At 43.4% G+C, this 22,467-nt stretch carries 19 protein-coding genes; 18 read left to right on the forward strand and 1 reads right to left on the reverse strand.

Annotated elements, in window-relative coordinates; all coding sequences use genetic code 11:
* Positions 1-2 precede the first annotated feature (2 nt).
* A complete protein-coding gene (locus LQZ19_RS14540) occupies positions 3-509 on the reverse strand; it encodes a hypothetical protein (RefSeq protein WP_411048400.1) in 507 nt (168 codons plus the stop codon).
* 100 nt (positions 510-609) lie between these two features.
* Here LQZ19_RS14540 and loaP point away from each other — a divergent pair, with 100 nt between their 5' ends.
* From loaP to LQZ19_RS14630, 18 genes are all read left to right on the forward strand, one after another.
* On the forward strand, positions 610-1,134 hold the full coding sequence (loaP, locus tag LQZ19_RS14545; protein ID WP_411048401.1) for an antiterminator LoaP: 525 nt from the start codon (positions 610-612) through the stop codon (positions 1,132-1,134).
* Positions 1,135-1,159: 25 nt separating this feature from the next.
* Complete coding sequence (locus LQZ19_RS14550; protein WP_411048402.1) at positions 1,160-2,671, forward strand: polysaccharide biosynthesis protein; 1,512 nt, start codon at positions 1,160-1,162, stop codon at positions 2,669-2,671.
* The gene (locus tag LQZ19_RS14555) at positions 2,661-3,911 is read left to right on the forward strand and encodes a DegT/DnrJ/EryC1/StrS family aminotransferase (protein ID WP_411048403.1); all 1,251 of its coding nucleotides are present in this window, start codon (positions 2,661-2,663) and stop codon (positions 3,909-3,911) included. Before LQZ19_RS14550 ends, LQZ19_RS14555 begins: the two co-directional genes overlap by 11 nt.
* A gap of 2 nt (positions 3,912-3,913) precedes the next feature.
* Positions 3,914-6,028: a xanthine dehydrogenase family protein molybdopterin-binding subunit gene (locus tag LQZ19_RS14560; RefSeq protein WP_411048404.1), complete on the forward strand. Its 2,115-nt coding sequence runs from the start codon at positions 3,914-3,916 to the stop codon at positions 6,026-6,028.
* Entirely contained in the window at positions 6,025-6,510 is a 486-nt protein-coding gene (locus tag LQZ19_RS14565) for a (2Fe-2S)-binding protein (protein WP_411048405.1), read from the forward strand. Before LQZ19_RS14560 ends, LQZ19_RS14565 begins: the two co-directional genes overlap by 4 nt.
* Complete coding sequence (locus tag LQZ19_RS14570; RefSeq protein ID WP_411048406.1) at positions 6,494-7,333, forward strand: FAD binding domain-containing protein; 840 nt, start codon at positions 6,494-6,496, stop codon at positions 7,331-7,333. Before LQZ19_RS14565 ends, LQZ19_RS14570 begins: the two co-directional genes overlap by 17 nt.
* 199 nt (positions 7,334-7,532) lie before the next feature.
* A complete protein-coding gene (locus LQZ19_RS14575) occupies positions 7,533-8,663 on the forward strand; it encodes a 3-dehydroquinate synthase (RefSeq protein WP_411048407.1) in 1,131 nt (376 codons plus the stop codon).
* Between the two features lie 17 nt (positions 8,664-8,680).
* Positions 8,681-10,243: a BamA/TamA family outer membrane protein gene (locus LQZ19_RS14580; protein WP_411048408.1), complete on the forward strand. Its 1,563-nt coding sequence runs from the start codon at positions 8,681-8,683 to the stop codon at positions 10,241-10,243.
* Positions 10,244-10,263: 20 nt separating this feature from the next.
* Positions 10,264-12,075: an aminotransferase class I/II-fold pyridoxal phosphate-dependent enzyme gene (locus LQZ19_RS14585; RefSeq protein ID WP_411048409.1), complete on the forward strand. Its 1,812-nt coding sequence runs from the start codon at positions 10,264-10,266 to the stop codon at positions 12,073-12,075.
* Between the two features lie 19 nt (positions 12,076-12,094).
* Positions 12,095-13,426, forward strand: a complete 1,332-nt coding sequence (locus LQZ19_RS14590) for a UDP-glucose dehydrogenase family protein (RefSeq protein WP_411048410.1) — start codon at positions 12,095-12,097, stop codon at positions 13,424-13,426.
* Positions 13,427-13,510: 84 nt separating this feature from the next.
* Entirely contained in the window at positions 13,511-15,307 is a 1,797-nt protein-coding gene (locus LQZ19_RS14595) for an ABC transporter ATP-binding protein (RefSeq protein WP_411048411.1), read from the forward strand.
* A complete protein-coding gene (locus tag LQZ19_RS14600) occupies positions 15,285-16,946 on the forward strand; it encodes a capsule assembly Wzi family protein (RefSeq protein ID WP_411048412.1) in 1,662 nt (553 codons plus the stop codon). Before LQZ19_RS14595 ends, LQZ19_RS14600 begins: the two co-directional genes overlap by 23 nt.
* 14 nt (positions 16,947-16,960) lie before the next feature.
* The gene (locus LQZ19_RS14605; protein ID WP_411048413.1) at positions 16,961-17,449 is read left to right on the forward strand and encodes a KdsC family phosphatase; all 489 of its coding nucleotides are present in this window, start codon (positions 16,961-16,963) and stop codon (positions 17,447-17,449) included.
* A complete protein-coding gene (locus LQZ19_RS14610; RefSeq protein ID WP_411048414.1) occupies positions 17,442-18,128 on the forward strand; it encodes an acylneuraminate cytidylyltransferase family protein in 687 nt (228 codons plus the stop codon). Before LQZ19_RS14605 ends, LQZ19_RS14610 begins: the two co-directional genes overlap by 8 nt.
* A 70-nt stretch (positions 18,129-18,198) precedes the next feature.
* A complete protein-coding gene (locus LQZ19_RS14615; RefSeq protein WP_411048415.1) occupies positions 18,199-19,386 on the forward strand; it encodes a DegT/DnrJ/EryC1/StrS family aminotransferase in 1,188 nt (395 codons plus the stop codon).
* Positions 19,383-20,537 (forward strand): iron-containing alcohol dehydrogenase, encoded by a 1,155-nt coding sequence (locus tag LQZ19_RS14620; RefSeq protein ID WP_411048416.1) that lies wholly within the window; start codon positions 19,383-19,385, stop codon positions 20,535-20,537. Before LQZ19_RS14615 ends, LQZ19_RS14620 begins: the two co-directional genes overlap by 4 nt.
* Positions 20,538-20,539: 2 nt before the next feature.
* Entirely contained in the window at positions 20,540-21,421 is an 882-nt protein-coding gene (locus tag LQZ19_RS14625) for an N-acetylneuraminate synthase family protein (protein WP_411048417.1), read from the forward strand.
* Positions 21,422-21,463: 42 nt separating this feature from the next.
* Complete coding sequence (locus LQZ19_RS14630; RefSeq protein WP_411048418.1) at positions 21,464-22,456, forward strand: class I SAM-dependent methyltransferase; 993 nt, start codon at positions 21,464-21,466, stop codon at positions 22,454-22,456.
* The last annotated feature ends 11 nt before the right edge of the window (positions 22,457-22,467 follow it).

The following is a 22,467-nucleotide window of genomic DNA, read 5'->3' on the forward strand; positions in this document are numbered from 1 at the left end:
TGTTAATCTTTCAGATGCGCCGCTATAGCCCTGGCCGCGCGCATGGCACTGGCCAGATCATCCGTATCGGTGGTACGAATTTCGGCTGCGGGAGTATATTCCTGGGAAAATATGAAACGGTAGGGCTCTGTTTTAAAAAGCCTGATGGAAATACTGCGCGGTTTTGGAAGCTCTATCCCGGTCTTTGGCTGGTTCTGGTAATCCAGTACCGCCAGGATGAAAAAGTCCGCTCCCCCATCAAGGGCTTCGCCCAGGGAGGCCTTTGCCTCATCGGGAAGGTTTTTTTGAGGCTTTTCCGAGACCCTCAAGATTGGGGTGTTGCTCACAATATGGCCGGTATCGAAAAATACACCCAAAAGGGCATCTTCCCAGAGCCTTGAGGACTCTATGGCAGGAGTCTCCGCCTTTAGCCCAGTCTCAATCACCATAAAAGAAACCGTGGCCCCCTGGGCAGAAACGGCTAAGACCACGGTCAAAAATGCAACGATACTAATATTTTTTATAAACATGGCGAACCCCCCTTAACCTATCGGCATAAGCAGCTCTAATCTAAAGCAGCGGAACAGAACTACTGGCTAAAAAATATATAGTATGCTACTCTTTTATTTGATGAAGTACTACGCTATTCAGGTAAAAACCAGGGCCGAAGAAAAGTATATCCGGCTTTTTAACGCACTGCATCCGGATATAAGCATAAAAACCTATTTTCCCAGGCGGCAGATTGATATACGGCGCCAACATAAGATTACCCATACAAATACGGGAATATTTCCGGGCTATGTTTTTATTGAAATTGACGATACAGAGGATCTTCATACCTACCAATGGGCTTTTCGTACCACCGACGGGTTCTACCGTTTTCTGAAATCCAACCAAAACATCTGCGCCCTCCAGGATAAGGACCTGGAACTGGTGCTTCATTTTATTAAAAACGTCGGTCCCCTGGCAGGAAAATCAAAGGTCTATTTCGATGAAAATTCCCGCATAGTAGTAACCGATGGACCACTAATGGGGCTTGAGGGGAAGATCATAAAGGTCGATAAAAGAAAAGGGCGGGCAAAGATCAAACTGGACCTGTATGACGATACCTTTGCCATTGACCTGGCTTTTGAGGTGATAGGGACAAAGCACTAAGTTTCTGAGAGGGGGGGGATGATATATGGATACACAAAAAACAGGACGTCTGTACATTATCGGAGCAGGGTTTGCCGGTCAAGCCCTGGCAAATGAGATTAAGACAAAGGCTATTTTCGGGGAGGTCGTCGCCTTTCTGGATGACAATCCCGATACCATAGGCCGCAAAATCGACGGTATCCCGGTTCTGGGGCCCATTAAGGATGTAGCCCGGCTCCTGCGAATGAACCCTGCGGACGAAGCTATCATAGCCATGCCCGGGGCTTCCCGGGAATACTTAAAAGAAATCTACGGCATACTCAAACGGGCGGGCTTTATGCGTATCCGGATACTCCCGGGTATGTCCCAGAGTGTCGAAGATGACGCCCACCTGATCCAGACCCGCTCCATCGACCCCCAGGATCTGCTGGGCCGTACCCCGGTGGCGGTAAACCTGAAACAGAGCCTGGCCTACCTGCGGGGTAAGCGGGTACTGGTTACCGGCGCGGGGGGGTCCATCGGCAGTGAGCTTTGCCGGCAGCTCCTTTCCGGCGGGGTGTCCCGGCTCTACCTGTTTGGGCATGGCGAAAATTCCATCTACCAGATTGACCGGGAACTGAGGCTCCTCCAGGAAGAGGGGGTTGGCGAAAAAACCACCCTTATCCCCATCATCGGGGACCTCAAGGATCGGGAATATATGGATTTTATCCTGGCCCGGCTCAAGGCTGATGTTATCTTCCACGCCGCTGCCTACAAACATGTACCCATGATGGAAGAAAACGCGGTGGCGGCCATCGAAAACAATTTCTTCGGTACCGACAATCTGATAAACGCCGCCCGGCATAGCGGGGTAAAGCGCTTTGTCTTTATTACCACCGACAAGGCGGTGGACCCCGTTTCGGTTTACGGCGCATCCAAATACCTCTGCGAGCGGCTGGTCCTGGAGGCAGCGGCCAAGGCGGCGTTGGAAGCTGAAAAAACAAACTATATGGTGGTACGGTTTGGGAACGTCCTGGGTTCCCGTGGTTCCATCATGCCCCTTTTCCAAAAGCAGATCGAAAAAGGCGGCCCGGTAACCATCACCCATCCGGAGATGCGCCGCTATTTTATGACCATCCCCGAAGCCTGTTCCCTGGTGCTCAAGGCCGGCGGAGTCGGCGAAAGCGGCAAGCTCTACCTGCTGGATATGGGGGAACCGGTACGGATCCGGGACATGGCGGAACAGATGATACGCTTCTACGGCTTTGAGCCGGAAGAGGAAATTAAGATCGAATATATCGGTCTGCGGCCCGGGGAACGGCTAGACGAGGATCTCTGGGGAAAGGATGAAATCCCTCTGGATACCGAATTCAAGCGGATACGCCGGGTGGAGCGGAAACGGCCTTCCACGGTTGATCCGGAGGATTTGCTGGAAAAACTTAAGCCCGTGGTCCACTTTGATCCTGAAAAATCGCAACAGTACCGGAACACTACCCTTCTCCGGGAAATTCTGGAAGATGCCATTCCCAGTCTCATGCCTCTGCGCCTTGCCCAAGGGATCACGGTTAATGGGTACTAAAGAAACCGAAGGTTCCAATATACCCTTTGCCCGCCCTTTTATCGGAAAAGAAGAGGAAGAAGCGGTTCTGAGGGTGCTCCGTTCCGGATGGCTTACCACCGGAAAGGAGGCGCTGGCCTTCGAAAAGGAATTTGAAGACTTCCTTTCCGAAAGTTCTCCCGGCACGTTGCGCTGTTTAGCGGTGAATTCCGCAACATCCGGTCTCCACCTTGCCTTGGAAGCCTGCGGCGTCGGGCCCGGAGATACGGTGCTGGTACCTTCCCTCACCTTCACCTCCACCGCCGAAGTGGCCCGTTACTTAGGCGCCGAAGTGGTCTTCGTGGATCTTGCCCCCGGTTCTTTCCTTATGGACCCGGCTGCCCTGGAGAAGACCCTGGACCGCCTGTCCCGGGGCTTGCCTGCGTACGGCGGGCTAAAGCCCGATGGCCGCGGCGATTTTGGTCCCACGGGAAAGCCCCGGGCGGTGATCCCGGTCCACTACGGCGGCCTCCCCTGCGATATGAAGGCCATCATGGAAATTGCCCGCCGCTATGACGTTAAGGTAATCGAAGACGCCGCCCATGCTTTCCCCTCAAGATTGAAGGACGGCAGTTTCGCGGGAACCCTGGCCGACGCCGGGGTCTTTTCGTTTTACGCCACCAAGACCATCACCACCGGCGAAGGGGGGATGGTGGCAACCCGGGACCGGGCAATCGCAGACCGGGTTGCCGTAATGCGTTCCCACGGCATAGACCGGGCGGTGTGGAACCGCTATACGGACCGGAAAGCCTCCTGGTATTACGAGGTGGTAGAACCGGGGTTTAAGTATAACCTGCCGGATCTTTTGGCCGCCCTGGGAAGGGTGCAGCTAAAACGCGCCTGGCGCCTTTTGGAAGAACGGCGGCAAATAGCCGCCCGGTACAACGACGCCTTTGCGGGGGACAATCGTTTTATCCTACCCCCAACGGGAGATGAAAATGCTTGGCATCTCTACCCCCTGCGCTTAAACCTTGCAAATTTTGACCTTTCACGGGATACTATGATTGAAAGGCTTCAGGATAGGGGCATCGGAGTTTCGGTACATTTTATTCCCCTGCATATTATGCCCTATTACCGAAAACGGCATAATCTTCTTCCGGAGGATTTTCCCGAATCGCTAAGACGGTTTAAGGGGATCATCTCCCTTCCCATTTGGCCCGGGATGGAGCAGGATCAGATTGAAAAGGTCATCGCCGGGGTTAAACAGGAGTACAGGACATAATTTTGAAGGAAAGGCCAGGATTTGTTTCAGACATTTCGATCCGGGGAACCCTGAGCGGGTTAACCATCCGTTCAACGGTTTCCAAGGGCAGGCTTAATTCCATTGATTGTCCCCGTATGCCCGCTTCGTATACCCTTATCCGGGCGGAGGATATTCCCGGAAAAAATCAGCTCTTTGACCTTGCCGTTCCGGTTTTGGCAAAGGATGAACTTTCCTATTTCGGCCAGCCCGTAGCCATCCTGGTAGGCCCCGACGAATCGCGGCTGGAAGAATTTGCAGCCCAATGCCGTGTCCATGCGGAAGAAGAATTGCCGGTTCTTTCCCTCAATTCTCTAAAGGATGAGGATCTCTTTGCCCGGCGGGAAATAATAATAGGCGACAGCGATACTATCCTTGGGGCAGCCAAATCCGTGATAAGCGGTACCTACAGAACCGGTATACAGGAGCATTGGTATTCTGAACCCATTGGGGCCATCGCGGTGTATTCAGAAAAACTGTTGATCCATACGGCAACCCAATGGCCCTTTCATGTCCGTAATTCAATAGCCCAGGTTTTAAAAATTGATCCCCGAACGGTTACGGTAGAACCGGTGGGCAGCGGAATCCCCATGGACGGAAAACTGTGGTACCCCTCCCTGGTGTCCTGCCATGCCGCCCTGGGGAGCTGGCTCACAAAAAAACCGGTACGGCTCCTATTGACCCGGGAAGATGATTTTCGGTATTCCCCAAAGCGGAACAGAACCGAAATCCGTATTTCCAGCGCCCTGGACGATCAGGGCCGTCTGCTGGCCACCGAAATCCATGCCCTCACGGACATGGGCGCCCAGGGTGTCTTTACCGATGAGATCCTGGACCGGGTCTGCCTGGGCGCATTGGGAAGCTACAAGCACCGGAATGTAAAAATCACCGGTTCCGCCGCTAAAACCAATGTTCCCCCCGAGGGGCCCTTTTCGGGGTTCGGGCTTTCCCAGGGCTTTTTCGCTATGGAGCGGCATATTTCCCGCATCGCCGATACCCTTAATCAGGATCCGGCGGACTGGCGAAAAAACAACTCCTTTGGCCGTCAAAAAAACCTTGCCATAGGCGCCCCCATTAAGGACCCAATTCCCCTTGATGCGCTGCTGGATACCGCCGCAGCCATGAGTGACTATCATCGTAAATGGGCCTCCTATGAGCTGCTTCGGGATCGCCGCCGGGCAGAAGGAGAGGGGGATCACACTGACTTTCCGCGAAGTCCGACGGAAGCTTTCCGGGGTATCGGTATAGCCTGCGCCTATCAGGGCAGCGGATTTTTGTATAACAGCGGTGATAAGGCAAGCTACGCGGTGGATGCTACCCTGGATAAGGACGGTGTCCTGGAGATAAAAACCAGTATAAGCCCTTCCAACAGTGATGCGTTTGATATCTGGAGGAGCATAGCTGCGGAAAGCCTGTCCCTGGAGGCTGCTGCGGTCCGCATTGTTTTTGGCTCCACCGATGATACCCCCGATTCGGGACCGGATACTCTTTCCCGAAACATAAGCATCCTCACAAAATTGGTGGAAAAAGCCTGTGGGGATATCCGGAAGCAGCGTTTTCGGGACCCCCTGCCCATAACGGTACACCGGGCCTATCGTCCCGCAAAGGTTCCGAACTGGGAGGGCAAGCTATTCGATGCCCAATCCCTCTCCCTGCTCAGCTTGGGGGCAGCGGTGGTGGAAGTGGAAGTGGATCCCTTAGAGTATACCCCAAAGATCCGCGGCGCCTGGCTTGGGGTTGATGCGGGAAAGATACTTTCAGAAATCCGGGCACGGCGTTCCTTGAAATTTTCGATTATCCAAGCCCTGGGCTGGGCTTCCCGGGAACAGCTTTCTTACGTGGACGGCCAAATACCCCTGCGGCATATCTATGATTACGATATTCCCAGCCCCCAGGATATTCCGCATATTCAGATAGATTTTATATGGAATGATACGGTAAAGGCCAAGGGTATCGGAGAATTGCCCTATAGCTGTATCCCCGCAGCTTATGTGCAGGCGGTATCCCAGGCTATGGATTATCCCTTTGAAAAAATTCCCATAACCGCCCGGGATGTATGGGAAGCGATTAAGCTAAAAAAACGGGAGGGAGAGGCATGACCCTGGGGTTTATCCTTAACGGTGAAGACGTTGTGGTAAAGGCCGATGCGGATCGCCGGCTTATTGATATTCTACGAAACCATTTCAAACTCCTCGGAGCTAAAGAAGGCTGCTTAAGCGGGTCCTGCGGAGCCTGTTCGGTGATCTTTAACGGCAAGGTGGTTCCTTCCTGCCTCATACCCGCATTCCGGATCAGGGGAAGCGAAATCATCACCATAGAAGGATTCTCCCAAACCGATGAATACCAGGATATTAAAGAGGGTTTTTCCCGGTCCGGGGTGGAAAACTGCGGGTATTGCGATGCGGGGAAAATACTCGCCGTAGAAACCCTATTGGAAGGAAATCTCCGGCCCACCAGGGATGAGATTTTAGCGGCCTTCAAGGGCATTAAGTGCCGTTGTACCGAACCAGATAGTTTGATAGAGGGTGTATTAGCCACCTGCGATATCCGGCAGCGGAGGTTATATGGACGCTCTGCATAACCAGGTATTTTTCCCCTCCTCCCTGCCTGAACTTTTCTCCGCCTGGACCCGGTTCCCCGACGCTGTCCCCTTTGCCGGCGGCGCCGAGCTGCTGCGGAACCAGGGTAAGCAGGTCCTCAGCCTCCCCCGGAATATCCTTGCCCTGGAACAATTGGATGAACTCCACCGGATTACCCGGACCGAGCGGTACCTGGAAATCGGCGCCATGGTTAAGATCAGCGAGATCATCCGCCTGGGGAAGACGGTGCCGGAAGCTCTTACCCAAAGCCTTTTAAACATAGCCAGTCCGCAGATGCGAAACCTCATAACCATAGGCGGCAATATCTGCAACCCCTTCCGCCGCCTGGATGCCGCCGCTCCCCTGGTTGCCCTGGATGCCCGGTTCGAACTACGGACCGCCGACGAAATCCGCTGGGTTTCCGCTTCCCGGTTCTCCACGCTTCCCGGCCCATTGGCCCTTAACCCACAGGAACTGCTCACCCGGATACGTATCCCCCTGGAACAATGGCAGTATTCGCTATATAAAAAATTCTCCGATCAGTACCCGGTGGATGAATCCGGGGGCGGCGCGGTATTTATGGCCCGTATACAGAAAAATATTCTTACGGATCTGCGGATGGTTTTTGCCGGACAGATTGTGCTTCGGGATAAAAACAGCGAAACCGTCCTTGTTGGGAAGCAGCTCCCCCTGGATCGCCGGGATGCGGTACATTTTTCAGAACTCTGGAAGACCTTTCTTTCGGCGGTAGAGATCCCGGGATTCATGCTCCGGGCGAAGCTCTTCAATTTTGTTGAATCCTGCATTTTAAGCCTTTCTGATTAGGTCCTTTCTATTGAAATTCCTATATCCCTATGTTATATTGTCCAGGAACTGAATAAACATACGGTATCATAGAACGTGTTTCGGCCGTCTATGCTCTGTCGAGTGTGCCAAATCTCGTTTTATGATTTTTTCCGGAATTTTATCCGAAAAAGGTCTTTCTTTGCCCTAATTTCGAGTCTGCTATGAAGGTTTTACGAAGATGAAACAGAGGGATTACAGTTTTACCTTTGGTCAAGCGCTTTCACAGGTACATATATTGGAGCAGTTCCCTCTGCCGGCGACCATCCTGGAGGATTCCGGAGCCATCCCTTCCCAGGGCATTCTTTTGGTATGCGATACCAATACGGAGTACATAGCAAAAAAGATCCGGGGATCCCAGAATCTACCCCTTTGCGTTCTTGAGTGCGGTGAAGCAGGGAAATGTTGGACATCGATTGAGCGCATCATTACTGCGGCAAAGAGCGCCGGGCTGGGACGGGACGGGCTTTTTGTCGGAATAGGCGGCGGCGTCATCACCGACATGACTTCCTTTGCAGCTTCGGTGTATATGCGGGGCGCCCGGCTTTGCCTTATTTCTACCACCCTTCTGGGAATGGTAGATGCCGCAGTGGGCGGGAAGACCGGGTTTGACCTTCTGGGTATAAAAAATCTGGCGGGGACCTTTTTCCCCGCCTCCCATATTTACATGCCCATGGATGCGTTAAAAACCCTGCCCTCCGGGGAATGGAAATCCGGAATGGCGGAACTGATAAAGACTGCCGTGTTGGATTCCGCTATTTGCAACGAAGTTTCCCGCGCCGAAACACAGGTTTCCCTGGATAAGCTTAAAGCGCTGGGACCCGTCAGTATTGCTAACGGCATCCCTTCCGCCCTTGGGGAACTGATCGAACGGGCAGTCCTGGTCAAAGGCCGGATCGTGGAAGCTGATCCTAAAGAGCAGGGTACGGAACGTGCGCTTCTCAACCTGGGCCACACCTTTGGTCATGCCCTGGAAGCGGCCGCCGGGTTAGGAAAGCTTTCCCACGGCGAAGCAGTAGCCTGGGGCATGGTCCGTTCCTGCGAGCTGGGACTGGCCTTAGGAATAACACCGGAAAACCGGGCTCGGGAAATTACCGAGATCATCGCCGCCTACGATTATGAAACCGCCGCTCCCCATCCTGCAATGAAGGATGCCGCATTTTTCATGCAAGCCCTTGCGGGGGATAAAAAAAAGAAAGCCGGTAAACTTACCTTTGTTGTTCCCGATGCACAGCGGGCGGTGTTGGTTTCGGCGGATAGAATAGAACCTCAATTTTTAGAGCAAATAATCAAAGGAGAATTACAACACTGATCAACAAAACATCTCTTTTGATTTTTCTGGCATTCTTTAGTCTTCTTACATGGATGCCCCTCTTCGCCCAGGAAACTTTGGACGATGGACAGTTTTCAGAATCATCCCCGGATTTACAGCAGGATTACGCCGTTCCGCCGGAAGAGACCGTATACTTCATACAGAAAATTGATTTTACCATCAATGGCCGCACCCGCCCATTCGCCCTTATGGATAAGGTGGATTTGGAAATCGGGGAACGCTTGCATGGACAGCGGGCTCTGGAAACCTACATACGGCGCAGGACCCAGGTGCTGCGAAACCAGCGGGTATTAGAAGCGGATCAATCCAGGATTGAGTATATCATCGGCGAAGCCGGGGCAGACGGCCTGGTTCCGGTGGATCTCACGGTCTATACGGCGGATACCTGGAATTTCATTGTCCTCCCTGAACCTAAATACGATTCCAACACCGGTCTGTCCCTTACCTTAAAAGCCCGGGATTATAATTTTTTAGGAACCATGAGTCCCCTGGCGGTCAACCTGGGATACAAATTGGAGGATAATAAAAATTCCGTTTTTTTAGATATAGATTCGGATACCCCCTTTCAATTATTCGGCTATACATGGAATTTAAATTTTGATAATAGTTTTATATATACCGAAAACGATCCTTTCTACTATAAAAACACCACGGGTATTTCCCTTGAACTGCCCTCCTGGGCAAAAAGCACCTTTACCTTTGGGCTGAACCAGTCCTTTATTCTCAATGAAGAGACCAGTGATGATGAAAAGCATAGAATCGGTACCAGCGAAGAATTTTTTCCCGACGTTTGGTTCATGTCCAGTGAAGCCTACGTGCAATGGAAGATACCCACAGGAGTTGAGGTTGGTGATTTTGGGGATCTGTCCTATACGCCGAAAATTACAGAGAAGATCAATTACCGCCCCGGCGGGGATATCGGGGAATACCGGAGAGGTCCGGCAACCATCTTCAGCCATAGTTTTGGTTTTGGACAGACTAACTGGAAAGGGAATTACCGATCAGGTATTGATGTCAAATTGGAAAACGAAAACGAATTCAACAATTACTCCTTAAAATGGGACAACGATCTGAAATTTACCGCCATAGGACATTTCAAGATAAGCTCATTCTTTGGTATTTCCAGCCGGTTTCAGTACCGGCAGTACTTTAACAATCCCAATATTGAAGCCGGGGATGTCCTGCGGGGCATGATGGATGATTCCCTGCATGCCGACGCCATGCTTTCCTTAAACATGGAATTTCCCCTGAGGGTACTCCAGTTCCTTCCTTCCCAGTGGTTTGGATATCGGGCTCTTCGGCCGTTTAATTTCGAGCTGCACTTTGCGCCCTTTATTGATTTAGCTTTGTTACGGGGAGAAGATACCCATGGCGAGACCTACTCTTTTAAAGAAATTATTCCTACCGGTGGTTTTGAGTTTATCGCCTATCCCCTTTCATGGCGCAGTTTTTATATACGGGGTAGTTTAGGATGGAATTTACAGAAACTAATCCAGAATAAAAAATTGCCATCCGGAGATTTTCGGGAAATATATATCGGCGTGGGTCATTTTTATTAAACTGACAGAGGAGAATTATTATGCAGGCAGTTATTCTTGCCGCAGGTATGGGCAATAGATTAGGGAAATATACTAAGGATAATACCAAATGTATGCTCCCCATTAACGGCAGGACCCTTATAGAACGGGCTTTGGATGCCCTGGATATAGGGGGAATACGTAAATGTATTATGGTTGTGGGATATAAAAAGGAAAATGTTATAGCCTTTCTTGGGAAAAAGTACAAAAATATTTCCATAGAATACGTATCAAATGACATTTATAATAAAACTAATAATATATATTCTCTCTACCTTGCCAAAGATTATTTGCTGCAGGATGATACCCTGCTCCTGGAAAGTGATTTGATCTTTGAAGAAAAGCTCATATCGGACATGCTCCAAAATCCGGAACCAACCATTGCTGCGGTAGCGCAGTACGAATCATGGATGGATGGTACGGTGGTTAAGCTTGCGGATGATAATATTATAGCCAGCTTCATACCTAAAAAAATCTTTAACTATGATGAAAAGGAAACGTATTATAAAACGGTAAACATCTATAAGTTCTCAAAAGAATTCCTGCGGAACATTTATGTACCCTTTCTGGAAGCCTATTCCCATGCCATGGGAAACAATGAATATTATGAGCAGGTATTACGGGTAATCACCACATTAGATCAACATGAGCTTAAAGCCTTTATCCTAACAAGACAGAAATGGTATGAAATTGATGACATCCAGGATAAGAACATCGCCGAAGTAATTTTCAGCGATACTGCCTCCGAACGGCTTAACCGGATTACGAAATGTTACGGCGGGTACTGGCGGTTTCCCCGTTTGCTGGATTTCTGTTATCTGGTTAATCCTTACTTTCCCACAAAACAGATGTTTAATGAAATGAAAGCCTATTTTACAGACCTTATCGCATCCTATCCTTCGGGCCTCAATACCCAGAATTTGCTCGGGGGAAAGCTCTTCGGGATAGATGATTCGGCTATCCTGGTTGGAAACGGAGCGGCGGAACTGATCCGTGCTGCGGCGGCCACCTTACGGGGTTCACTGGGGGTTATCTACCCTACTTTCAACGAATACCCGGAAAGTTTTGCGGAAAACAAAATTGTTCCACTGATCCCTGAAGGTTTTTCCTATTCTAAAAAAGATCTTTCTATTTTTGCCGAAAAATGTGATATGCTCCTGTTAATAAACCCCGATAATCCCACAGGAAATTGTATCCCCGCCGGAGATATCCTTGATCTTCTGGACGAATTAAAGACGAAAAATAAAAAATTAATTCTGGATGAATCTTTTATAGATTTCTGCGATTTTGATGGGGAGTCTTCTCTTTTAAAACAGGACATTTTAGATAAATATCCAAACCTTATTGTTATTCGCAGCCTGAGCAAAAGTTTTGGCGTTCCGGGAATACGATTGGGAGTTCTTGCCTCGGGTGACAAAGAATTTATTAAAAAAACCCGCTCCCATATTCCAATATGGAACATCAATTCCTTCGGGGAATATTTCCTGCAAATCATCGGTAAATATATCAAAGATTACCGCTTCTCCTGTACAGAGCTTATCAGGGAAAGGGAGCGTTTTAAGAAAAATCTGGAAAACATTGGTTTCCTTAAAGTTTACCCCTCCCAGGCAAATTATTTATTTTGTCAAATAAAATCCAACATTACTGCCCGGGAATTAGCGGAACATCTTTTGGAACATAATGATATACTGATTAAGGATCTTGCGGGCAAGAAGGGTATCCCGGATGCGTCCTATATACGGATTGCGGTACGAGGTAAAGAAGATAATGATAAATTAACTAATAAGTTAATGCTGTTTTATAAGCAGTTATAAATATTGATTAGGAATTAAAATGGCAAATATTGTCGTAATAGGTACAGGTTATGTGGGTTCTGTTTCCGGCGCCTGTCTCGCAGATTTTGGGAATTATGTAACCTGCGTGGATAATAATATTGATAAAATAGAAAAACTAAAAAAAGGGATTATTCCCATTTATGAATCGGGGCTTGATGCCATTGTGGAACGTAATATTATTTCCGGCAGATTGCGATTTACCACCAATTTAGCAGATGCGGTCAAATCAAATAATGTAGTATTTATCGCCGTTGGCACTCCGCCCAGGGACGATGGAAGCGCCGATTTAAGTTATGTGGAAACTGTTGCCAGAGAAATAGGGAGGGCAATAGAATCCTATACGGTGGTGGTAGATAAAAGTACTGTTCCTGTGGGAACAGGCCGAAAGGTAAGCGATTGGATCGGAGAAGAACTTAAAAAAAAGGGCGCCGATATCCCCTATGATGTGGTTTCCAACCCGGAATTCTTAAGGGAAGGTTCTGCGGTACAGGACTTTACCCATCCGGATCGGGTAGTTATCGGTACAGAAAGCGAGAGGGCCCGAAAAATCATGAAAGAAGTGTACCGCGCTCTTTATCTGAATGAAACTCCTTATATAGAAACCAACCGCGAATCGGCGGAGATGATTAAATATGCCTCTAATGCGTTTCTGGCGCTTAAGATCACCTTTATTAATGAGATAGCCAATCTTTGTGAAAAAATCGGCGCCAATGTACAGGATGTGGCTAAGGCCATGGGCCGGGATGGACGGATAGGCGCCAAATTCCTTCACCCCGGTCCCGGATATGGCGGTTCGTGTTTTCCCAAGGATACCCAGGCCATGGCCAGGATAGGCCGTGATTTTGGTTCCCCCCTTTCTTTGGTAGAAACCACCATAGCGGCCAATGAACGGCAGCGGCTCAAAATGACGGATAAGATTGAGGCCGGTTTCGGCGGACCCGGTTCCCTGGCAGGGAGAACCATCGCCATCCTTGGGTTAGCCTTTAAGCAGGATACGGATGATATGCGGGAATCGCCCGCCATTTCTATCTGCGAAGGGTTGGTAAAGCGCGGGGCCAAACTTCGGGTTTGGGACCCGGCAGCCATGAAAGAGGCAGTATGGCGTCTTGATGCCATAAAGGACAGTGTCTTTTTTGCCAATGGGGAATATGATGCAATTGAAGGCGCCGGCGCCCTGGTAATCCTCACTCCATGGAATCAATTCAGAAATCTTGATTTAGTGAACATAAAGAAGGCACTCACCCTCCCCCTCTTTTTCGACCTGAGAAACATTTATAAGCGGGAAGAAGTTGAAGAAGCGGGTTTGCAGTACTTTTCAGTTGGAAGATAGCAACTATGATAACCACCTATTTTGATATGCCTGGAAATATCATTCATGTTTGCTGATAATAATGAGACATTAGGATAAATTATAATGAAACTTGGATTGATCCTTTCGTTTTTTAACAAACATGAAAAAAACCAACTTATTTTAGTGCTTTTTGCAATGCTCATCATGGGGTTTATCGAATTAATCGGGGTTGGTTCAATCGGACCTTTTATTTCAGTAATATCCAATCCTGATATGATACATTCAAATACATATTTAAATAAGGTATATGAGATTTTTAATTTTTCATCCGATGCCGATTTTACTATTGCTTCCGGTGTTTTTGTTGTTATTGTTTTAGCGCTTAGTAATTTATGTCTTTCCGGAATTAATATTCTTATTTACTTTTATTCAGCCAAAAGACGACATTCTATCAGCATGCAGCTTTTTGAACAGTACCTACGGCAGCCGTATATTTTCTACTTAAATGTAAATACCGCCGATTTATCTAAAAATATTCTGAGTGATGTAAATACCTTTGTTAACAATATACTTATTGCTTTTCTGCAAATTATATCAAGTTCTATAATTTCTTTATCAATTATTATTTTATTGATCGTTTTAAATCCCTGGTTAGCCTTAATTCTTAGCTCAATACTTGGATTTTCATATATTGTTATTTTTTCCTTTGTAAGAAAACTATTGGCAAGAAAAGGAAAAGAACGGGCACAACAAAATTTTTTAAAGTATAAATACATAAATGAAACCTTTGGGGGCATTAAGGATATAAAAATATTGAGCAAAGAACACGTATTCGTAAAACTATTTTCCGGACCTTCGAAAAATTTTTCTATGAATGATGCAAAAATTGATGTGATTAATGAATTCCCCAAGTATTTACTTGAAACAATCACATTGGGCGGAATAATTATGGTTATTGTCGTAATGATACATACCGGAGTAAAAATTGATGCATTCCTTCCCGTTCTAACAGTTTATGCTTTCGGGGCATATAGACTTTTGCCTTCACTTCAAAAGGTATTCAGATCCGTATCAAACATTAAATACTATTTCCCTATCGTCGAAACACTCCATAAAGACTTCAATGGATTACCCAAACAAAATGAATTGGTAGAAAACGTTCAAAAAATGGATTTTTTTAACAATATCAAACTTGAAAATATAGTTTTTTACTATCCACAAACTAACAATGATATCATTAAGAATCAGAGTATTACTATCAAAAAAAATACATCAATAGCAATTATTGGCCCAACCGGATGCGGAAAAACTACTTTTATAGATATAATTTTAGGATTATTGGAACCCCAAAGCGGAAAAATATCTATTGATAATACTGAAATTAATAGTTTTAATATAAAAAAATGGCAAAAAAATCTTGGATATGTACCTCAATCTATATATTTAACCGATGATACGATCAGAAATAATATTGCCTTTGGAATTGCTCCTGATAAAATAGATGATAATGCAATATTTAGGGCTGCACAGTTAGCCAGTATTCACGATTTTATTAGCAGCGAACTCCCTGATGGGTATAGTACTATAATCGGAGAGCGCGGCATCCGATTATCCGGTGGTCAGCGGCAGCGTATCGGAATTGCCCGGGCAGTTTACCATGATCCTTCAGTTCTTATTCTGGATGAAGCTACCAGTGCTTTGGATACTTTGACGGAAAACGCGATTATTGATGCTATTAAGAATTTAAACCATAAAAAAACAATAATTATGGTTGCGCATCGTTTAACAACTGTAAAAAACTGCGATATAATTTATTTAATGGGAAAAGGAATTATTGTTGATTCAGGAAGTTTTGAAGACTTATATCAAAGGAACAGTGAATTTAAAAAGATGTCCGATGGAATTAATCATGATTTATAGATATAAATTTATTTGTTTTTTTACATTCTTAATATTTTCTTTTAAAATCAGCGCCCAAGAGGTCTTGCTGTCAGATAACGAGCGGTTTTATGATTTTCTTGCGTTGCAGGGGATAGTAGAACGCCCTTATTTAAATTTCAGAACCTTATCAGATTCAATTTGGATAATTGATAAAGATGTGATCCACCCTTGGACAAGTTTAAATTTAGGTAAAAAACGAGTACTTAATAACGATATTTTTATGCGCATATATGATACTGAATTATTTACGTCATATAATTCATCCATTCCTTATGGTCAAAATGACGGAGCCCTTTGGCAGGGAAAAGGAATAAATTCCAGTATTACCGGCGGCGTCAGATTTGAAGGTTATGGAATAGAATTTACTTTTAAACCACAAATTAGTTTTTCACAAAATCTTAACTTTAATTATATTACCCCTGCTTATGTAAGTAATTCTGATTATGATTTTTCGAATAAAGCGGATAGATTTGGCGATTATGGTGTAAAATATATTGATGCGCCGCAGCGATTCGGTGATGAACCTTTTTTTATATATGACTGGGGTGACAGTGAAATTAGATATGTCTGGAAGACAATAACCATTGGTTTTGGAACAGAATCAATTTGGCTTGGGCCTGCACGCATTAATCCTATTATCCACTCGAATAACGCCCCAACATATCCTAAGCTAGATCTGGGCGTCCGAAAACAGCCGGTAACGATTCCGAAGTTGAATTGGTATATCGGCGATATAGAGGCTCGCGCATGGTGGGGATATTTATCTGAATCTGAATATTTTGATAATGATACTTCAAATGACCATAATCTTATAACCGGTTTTTCTTTTTCCTATGCCCCGTCATCTCTACTAAAGGGTTTAACCATAGGAATAAATCGTATTATGCTGACAAAATGGGATGAGTTTGATTTCACAGGCATTTTTGATTTACTTAATCCATTAATGCAATCATCTTCTACGGGATATGATGAAAGGGATCAACGCGCTTCAATGGTCTTTAGTTATTTATTTCCAAGCGTCGGGTTTGAGTTATATTTTGAATGGGCAAGAAACGACGGAACCGGTAGCGGAATTTATGGTTTAATCAGAAATCCCTTTCATACTCAGGCTTTTACATTAGGGGGTAGAAAGAATATTATATTTAATAGCGCTTTCCAGGGAGAACTATTGGTAGAAATAACCAATCTGGAATCCACAAGAGAGTATGAATTTGCTTATCCCACTACTTTTTATGCTCATCATATTATTACACAAGGGCATACGAATAGGGGACAATGGATTGGTTCCGGATCTGGTTCAGGTGGAAATAGTCAATATTTGGGTTTTACCCTTTTTTATAAAAAAGGGTATTCAGCTTTATTTATTCAACGAGAAGGAATTAACAATGATTATCTTTGGTTTAGAAAATTTGACGAACCCCTTTCGGAAAAATTTGAGGAGGATTATAATTTCAAAGCATTTTTATCCTTTGGGATTAATAATTATCTAAACATATATTCCCATTTTGGTTTATTTTCGAGTATTGTATATACTGAAATCATTAATCCAACATATGATCATCATAATAAATACGATATGAATTTTCGCGCATCCATTGGCGTTAAATATATTTTCTGAATAGGTTTGAATTAATGGCAATAGAAATATCAGATATACCATTAAGCTTAATTGTTTATGACTTTGATGGGGTTATGACTGATAATACGGTAATAGTAGGTGAAGACGGCCGGGAAAGCGTTATTTGTAACCGTTCCGATGGATTAGCCGTTTCAATAATAAAAGAATGGGGGCTTCTCCAAATTATAATTTCCACTGAAGAAAATGATGTTGTTGCCTGTCGTGCTAAAAAATTAAAGATCCCCGTAATTCATGGAATAGCAAAAAAAAATGAGGCTGTTTTTGCCTATTGTAAAGATAAAAATATAAAACTAGAAGAAACTTTATATATTGGCAATGATCTTAACGATCTTGAAGCAATGCTAGCCGTAGGTTATCCTGTATGCCCTAATGATGCCTATAGGGAAATAAAAGAAATATCCAAGCTTATACTTCCTGTTAATGGGGGGCACGGGGTAATTCGGGAATTATTATATTATTTAAAGAAAGGGAAACATGACTAAGAATATTATTGGGATTATTCCAGCCCGTGGCGGGTCGAAGGGTATACCCCGGAAAAACATAATTAATTTTTGTGGTAAACCTCTTCTCTCTTGGACTATTGAGCATGCCAAAAAAAGTGATTCAATACGAAATGTTTATGTATCTACTGACGATAATGAAATTTCTGATATATCTTTTCAATATGGCGCGAATGTAATACGCCGTCCCCCTGAAATAGCGGGAGATACCGCCAGTTCAGAATCGGCGCTTATTCATGCCTTAAATGAAATCGAAAAAAAAGAAAAAAAAGTTGATCTAATTGTTTTTTATCAGGCCACGTCCCCTCTGCGGCAGCCTTTTGATACTGACAAAGCCGTAGATCTTTTTTATCAAGAAAATGCCGATTCTCTTTTTTCCGCAACCACGCTTGATGATTTTACTATTTGGGGAGAACGCGATGGGATTTTACAAAGTATAAATTTTGATTATAAAAATCGTGGAAGACGTCAGGATAGAAAACCAAATTTTCTTGAGAACGGATCTTTATATATTTTCACACCTGAGGTTTTACGGAAAGAGAATAATCGTATCGGAGGAAAAATTTCAATATATATAATGCCTTTTTGGCAATCCTACGAAATAGATAGTTATGAAGAAATTGAGTTATGCGAATATTACATGAAGAAATGTCTTTTGTAAGTATAGAGCAGAAAAACAATGCAATCCCATCTTAGAAATTAGAAAATTATTATTCATGGAGGAAGAAATCATGACAATTAACTGGAGTGGACGAGCTTTTGATTACAATGATGAAGAAATTGCCGTCTTAGTGGAAGCAGCGCGGCATGCGGATCCTTTGACACAGGGGAAATATCTTGAACAGTTTCAGAAAGATTTTTCCGCGTATCTTGGTGTAAAAAATTGTTTCGCCGTAGCGAATGCAACTAACGGACTCGATTTAGCTGCAATATTATCAGGATTAAAGAAGGGTGATGAGGTTATTCTACCAGGGCATACTTTTTGTGCTTCGGCCATACCCTTTGGCAGAACAGGAGCAAAAATAAAATGGGCAGATATTGATCCTGAAACCCGCCTTATTTCTGCTGAATCGATTGAGAAACTCATTACAAAAAAAACAAAAGTTGTAGTACCTGTCCATCTGTATGGCCTTATGGCAGATATGAAGGCTATTATGGCCCTTGCCAGAAAGTATAATCTTTTTGTTATAGAAGATTGCGCCCAGTCTATCGGCGCAGAATTAAGTGGAAAAAAAGCCGGGACTTTTGGCGATTGTGGTGTATTCAGTTTCCATGGTCAGAAAAATCTTACTACCCTTGGTGAAGGAGGAACAATAGTTGTTAAGTCCGCCGCATTAGCAGCAAAAATTCCCGGATTACGCCATAACGGAGCACGTCCATATACGCAGAAACGCGAACATTACTGGATTCCTGCGATGTCAAATGTTGATCTTGATATTGAAGGAGTATGGCCATATAATTTCTGCTTAAGCGAACCTCAATCCGCTTTAGCTTCCGCTGTTTTGAAACGTTTGGACAGTATGAATGATAAACGTATTGCACGGGCCGAATACTTCAGAAAAGAACTTGAAGAATTTCCGGAGATTTCATTTCAGAAAGTACGAAAGGGTTATAAACACATTTATCATTTACTTTCCGCAAAATATGACGGTAAAATATTTGGAAAGTCAAATAATGATCTTATAAAGTCTTTATTTTATGAATATAATATTAAGGCGATTGTTCAGTATTATCCATTATATCGTTATCCTTTATTTCAAAAGATGGGATTTGGTAAAGCAAATTGTCCAAATACGGATGAATTCTACGATAATATGATTTCATTTCCCTTTCATCTCTGGATGAGTGATGATGAATTTTCTTATATTCTTGAAAGTACAAAAAAGGCGCTCAAAACGCTTCGCGGAGGTAAAAAATGATTCAATTTGATGCAAAAGCAAAAATTGTTATTTCCGATTCTTTATCGGAAGATATTTTTGCTATTTTACAGGAAGAAAGCGCATCGGATATTGTAATTATCACCGATGCCAGTGTGGCGGATAACCCATCAATTAAGAAATTAAAATTATTTCTTGAGTCTAAATTTAAAATCCGTTACGAAACTATTAAGGTAGTAGAGCCGACAACTGACATTGTAAACAAATATACCAGCGAATTCAGAAAAAATCCTCCGGATTTGCTCATCGGTATTGGTGGGGGGAGTACCTTGGATCTTGTTAAGGCTCTTTCGGTCATGATTCTTCATGAAGGACCCGTAGAAGATTATCATGGTACAGGAAAACCTTTTACCCGGGGAATTCGTAAAATATTAATCCCTACTACTGCCGGAACAGGCAGCGAAGTAACCAAGGGCGCTGTTCTTGTAAATGAGAAAACAAAATTTAAACGGGCCATTGGCGGTAAATATGTCACCGCAGATTATGCAGTTTTAAATGCCGATTTAACCATAACAATGCCTGATACGGTAACCGCATGTACCGGCATGGACGCTTTGGCCCATTCAGTGGAATCCTATACCGCGAAATGTTCAAATGAAATCACCCGTATGTACTCTTTGCAAGCATTCTCACTTATCTATAATTCCTTACCAAAAATCTTTGAAGACAAAAATAACCTTGAATACCGGCGTAATGTTCTTCTGGGAAGCAATCTTGCAGGCTTTGCAATATACAATTCAGATACAGGCGCTTGTCATGCCCTCTCCTATCCTTTGGGCATATATAACCATGTTCCCCATGGATTTGCGGTTGCAACCTTGTTTCCTGAAGTTGTCGCTATTAATGTTGGAAAAGGCTGCAATCTTTACGCAGATCTTTATGACCGTATAGCCGGTGCTCCCCGTCTTGAAAATCCTGCTGAGAAATCAGCGGCCTTTGCAAAAATGATTGCTTCTTATAAACCATTAAGTTATTTGGGGAAGAAATTTCGTGATTATGGAATAGATGAGACAAAGATAGATTTTCTTGCCGAACGTGGCCTGGATTTAAAATCTGCTCTGAATAATAACCCAATAGAATTTACTTTTGAAGATTCTAAGAGTGCATTTCTAAAGGTCATTGGAGGAAAATAATTATGTCAAAGAAAAAAATTATCCTTGAAAATAATTTATCTATTGGAGATGAAGAACCTATTTTCTTTATTGCAGAAATAGGAATTAATCATAATGGAAACATTGAAATTGCCAAAAGGTTGATCGACGCTGCTTTTGCAACCCAATGGCATTGTGTAAAATTTCAAAAAAGAACCCCTGAAATTTGTGTTCCGGAGCATCAAAAAAATCTCATGCGGGATACCCCATGGGGTCAAATGACCTATTTGGATTATCGTTTTAAGGTTGAGTTTGAAAAAAAAGAATATGATTATATAAATTCTTATTGTAACGAAAAACCCATCCTTTGGACTGCCTCTGTATGGGATACAAAAAGTCTTGAATTTCTACTTACTTATAATATCCCCTTTATTAAGATACCATCCGCAAAAATAACGGATATGGAACTTCTTACAAAAAGCGCCCAATCAGGAAAACCAGTGTTTATTTCAACCGGTATGAGCACTTATGAAGAAATAGATGCTGCCGTAAACATTCTGGAGAAACATAGCAAAAACGGCTATGTGCTTTTTTATACCAATTCAACCTACCCTACACCACCGGAAGATCTGAATCTCCGTCTTATATCTGAATTGAAAAAACGCTATGACTGTATAATTGGATATAGCGGTCACGAATATGACTTAGAGCCTTCAGTTATTGCTGCTACTCTTGGAGCAAGGGTTATTGAACGACATATTACACTTGATCATACACTATGGGGTTCTGACCAGTCTGCTTCTCTGGAAATTCATGCTATGGATTTATTGCGAAAGCGTATAAAAGATCTTGATACAATTTTAGGAGATGGGATAAAACGTATTTCTGAAAAAGAAATGGCTGTAAAGAAAAAATTGAGAGGGTAAATATCAACAATTAATGAGTATAAAAGGAGTTATTTGAATAGCATGGAAAAAAACATAGTAAATAATCAATGTCCGATCTGTAGTTTTACTTCAAATACTTTTTCATCAATAGAATATCTTAATACGCTTTTTAATACATCCATCTTCTTATCAAAGAAAATTATAATTTGTCCGGAATGCGGATTTGGTTTTTTGGATTCTTATTTTGAACAAAATGATCTTAATCAATTTTACGCAAACCACTATAGATATGGATCGGTTTTTCAACGCTCTGTTTTCAGTGATGCATTTCGAATACCATATCGAGCTATTGCACAACTATTATTAGTAAACACATTTATTTCACAAGTTAAGGTAGAAAATATATTGGATATCGGTGCCGGTCATGGTGATATATTTGATATTGCTAAAATTATATTTAATAAAAGTCAATATTATGCATTTGAACCTGATAATAGTACACAAGTAAAATTAGAGAAAAAATATGTTAATATTTTCAAAGAATTATTTTCGGCAAAAAAAGATTATGCTGATATAAAGCAACGTTTTGATATAATCATAATGTCACATGTTTTAGAACATTTTAATGGACATGATATTTTATCAGTATTGAAAAATATATCATATTTATTATCAAACAAAGGAGTAGCACTTATTGAAGTTCCAAATGATGATATGGAATATAATGGGAAACATCGTGAAAATGATGCTCCCCATCTATCTTTTTTTACCATTGAATCCTTAACCAAGGCAATAAAAAACTCAGATTTAGAACTTTTATATATAACTACTTGCGGAATAACATTAGAAGAAGAATTTAATATACAATCAAACATAACACAAAAAAGCAAATTAAAAGAGATAGTAAAAAAAATACCTTTGTTAAAATGCTTTTATACGTTTTTAAAATTTATTATTTCTATTGTTAAATATATGCTCCATAAACATGACTATAGAATGATAATATCTAATAAATATTTTATGTATGGTGATGATCGTATATGGATAAGAGCAATTGTAAAGAAAAAAAATTAAATATGAATAAA

It is taken from the genome of Treponema primitia (genome assembly GCF_046533075.1).
Taxonomy (GTDB): Bacteria; Spirochaetota; Spirochaetia; order Treponematales; family Breznakiellaceae; genus Termitinema; species Termitinema primitia_B.

Bases quoted from the DNA above. Each gene is read 5' to 3' on its own strand.
- LQZ19_RS14540 (WP_411048400.1), bottom strand. From the start codon at position 509: ATGTTTATAAAAAATATTAGTATCGTTGCATTTTTGACCGTGGTCTTA.
- loaP (WP_411048401.1), top strand. From the start codon at position 610: ATGAAGTACTACGCTATTCAGGTAAAAACCAGGGCCGAAGAAAAGTAT.
- LQZ19_RS14550 (WP_411048402.1), top strand. From the start codon at position 1,160: ATGGATACACAAAAAACAGGACGTCTGTACATTATCGGAGCAGGGTTT.
- LQZ19_RS14555 (WP_411048403.1), top strand. From the start codon at position 2,661: ATGGGTACTAAAGAAACCGAAGGTTCCAATATACCCTTTGCCCGCCCT.
- LQZ19_RS14565 (WP_411048405.1), top strand. From the start codon at position 6,025: ATGACCCTGGGGTTTATCCTTAACGGTGAAGACGTTGTGGTAAAGGCC.
- LQZ19_RS14570 (WP_411048406.1), top strand. From the start codon at position 6,494: ATGGACGCTCTGCATAACCAGGTATTTTTCCCCTCCTCCCTGCCTGAA.
- LQZ19_RS14575 (WP_411048407.1), top strand. From the start codon at position 7,533: ATGAAACAGAGGGATTACAGTTTTACCTTTGGTCAAGCGCTTTCACAG.
- LQZ19_RS14585 (WP_411048409.1), top strand. From the start codon at position 10,264: ATGCAGGCAGTTATTCTTGCCGCAGGTATGGGCAATAGATTAGGGAAA.
- LQZ19_RS14590 (WP_411048410.1), top strand. From the start codon at position 12,095: ATGGCAAATATTGTCGTAATAGGTACAGGTTATGTGGGTTCTGTTTCC.
- LQZ19_RS14595 (WP_411048411.1), top strand. From the start codon at position 13,511: ATGAAACTTGGATTGATCCTTTCGTTTTTTAACAAACATGAAAAAAAC.
- LQZ19_RS14600 (WP_411048412.1), top strand. From the start codon at position 15,285: ATGGAATTAATCATGATTTATAGATATAAATTTATTTGTTTTTTTACA.
- LQZ19_RS14605 (WP_411048413.1), top strand. From the start codon at position 16,961: ATGGCAATAGAAATATCAGATATACCATTAAGCTTAATTGTTTATGAC.
- LQZ19_RS14610 (WP_411048414.1), top strand. From the start codon at position 17,442: ATGACTAAGAATATTATTGGGATTATTCCAGCCCGTGGCGGGTCGAAG.
- LQZ19_RS14615 (WP_411048415.1), top strand. From the start codon at position 18,199: ATGACAATTAACTGGAGTGGACGAGCTTTTGATTACAATGATGAAGAA.
- LQZ19_RS14620 (WP_411048416.1), top strand. From the start codon at position 19,383: ATGATTCAATTTGATGCAAAAGCAAAAATTGTTATTTCCGATTCTTTA.
- LQZ19_RS14625 (WP_411048417.1), top strand. From the start codon at position 20,540: ATGTCAAAGAAAAAAATTATCCTTGAAAATAATTTATCTATTGGAGAT.
- LQZ19_RS14630 (WP_411048418.1), top strand. From the start codon at position 21,464: ATGGAAAAAAACATAGTAAATAATCAATGTCCGATCTGTAGTTTTACT.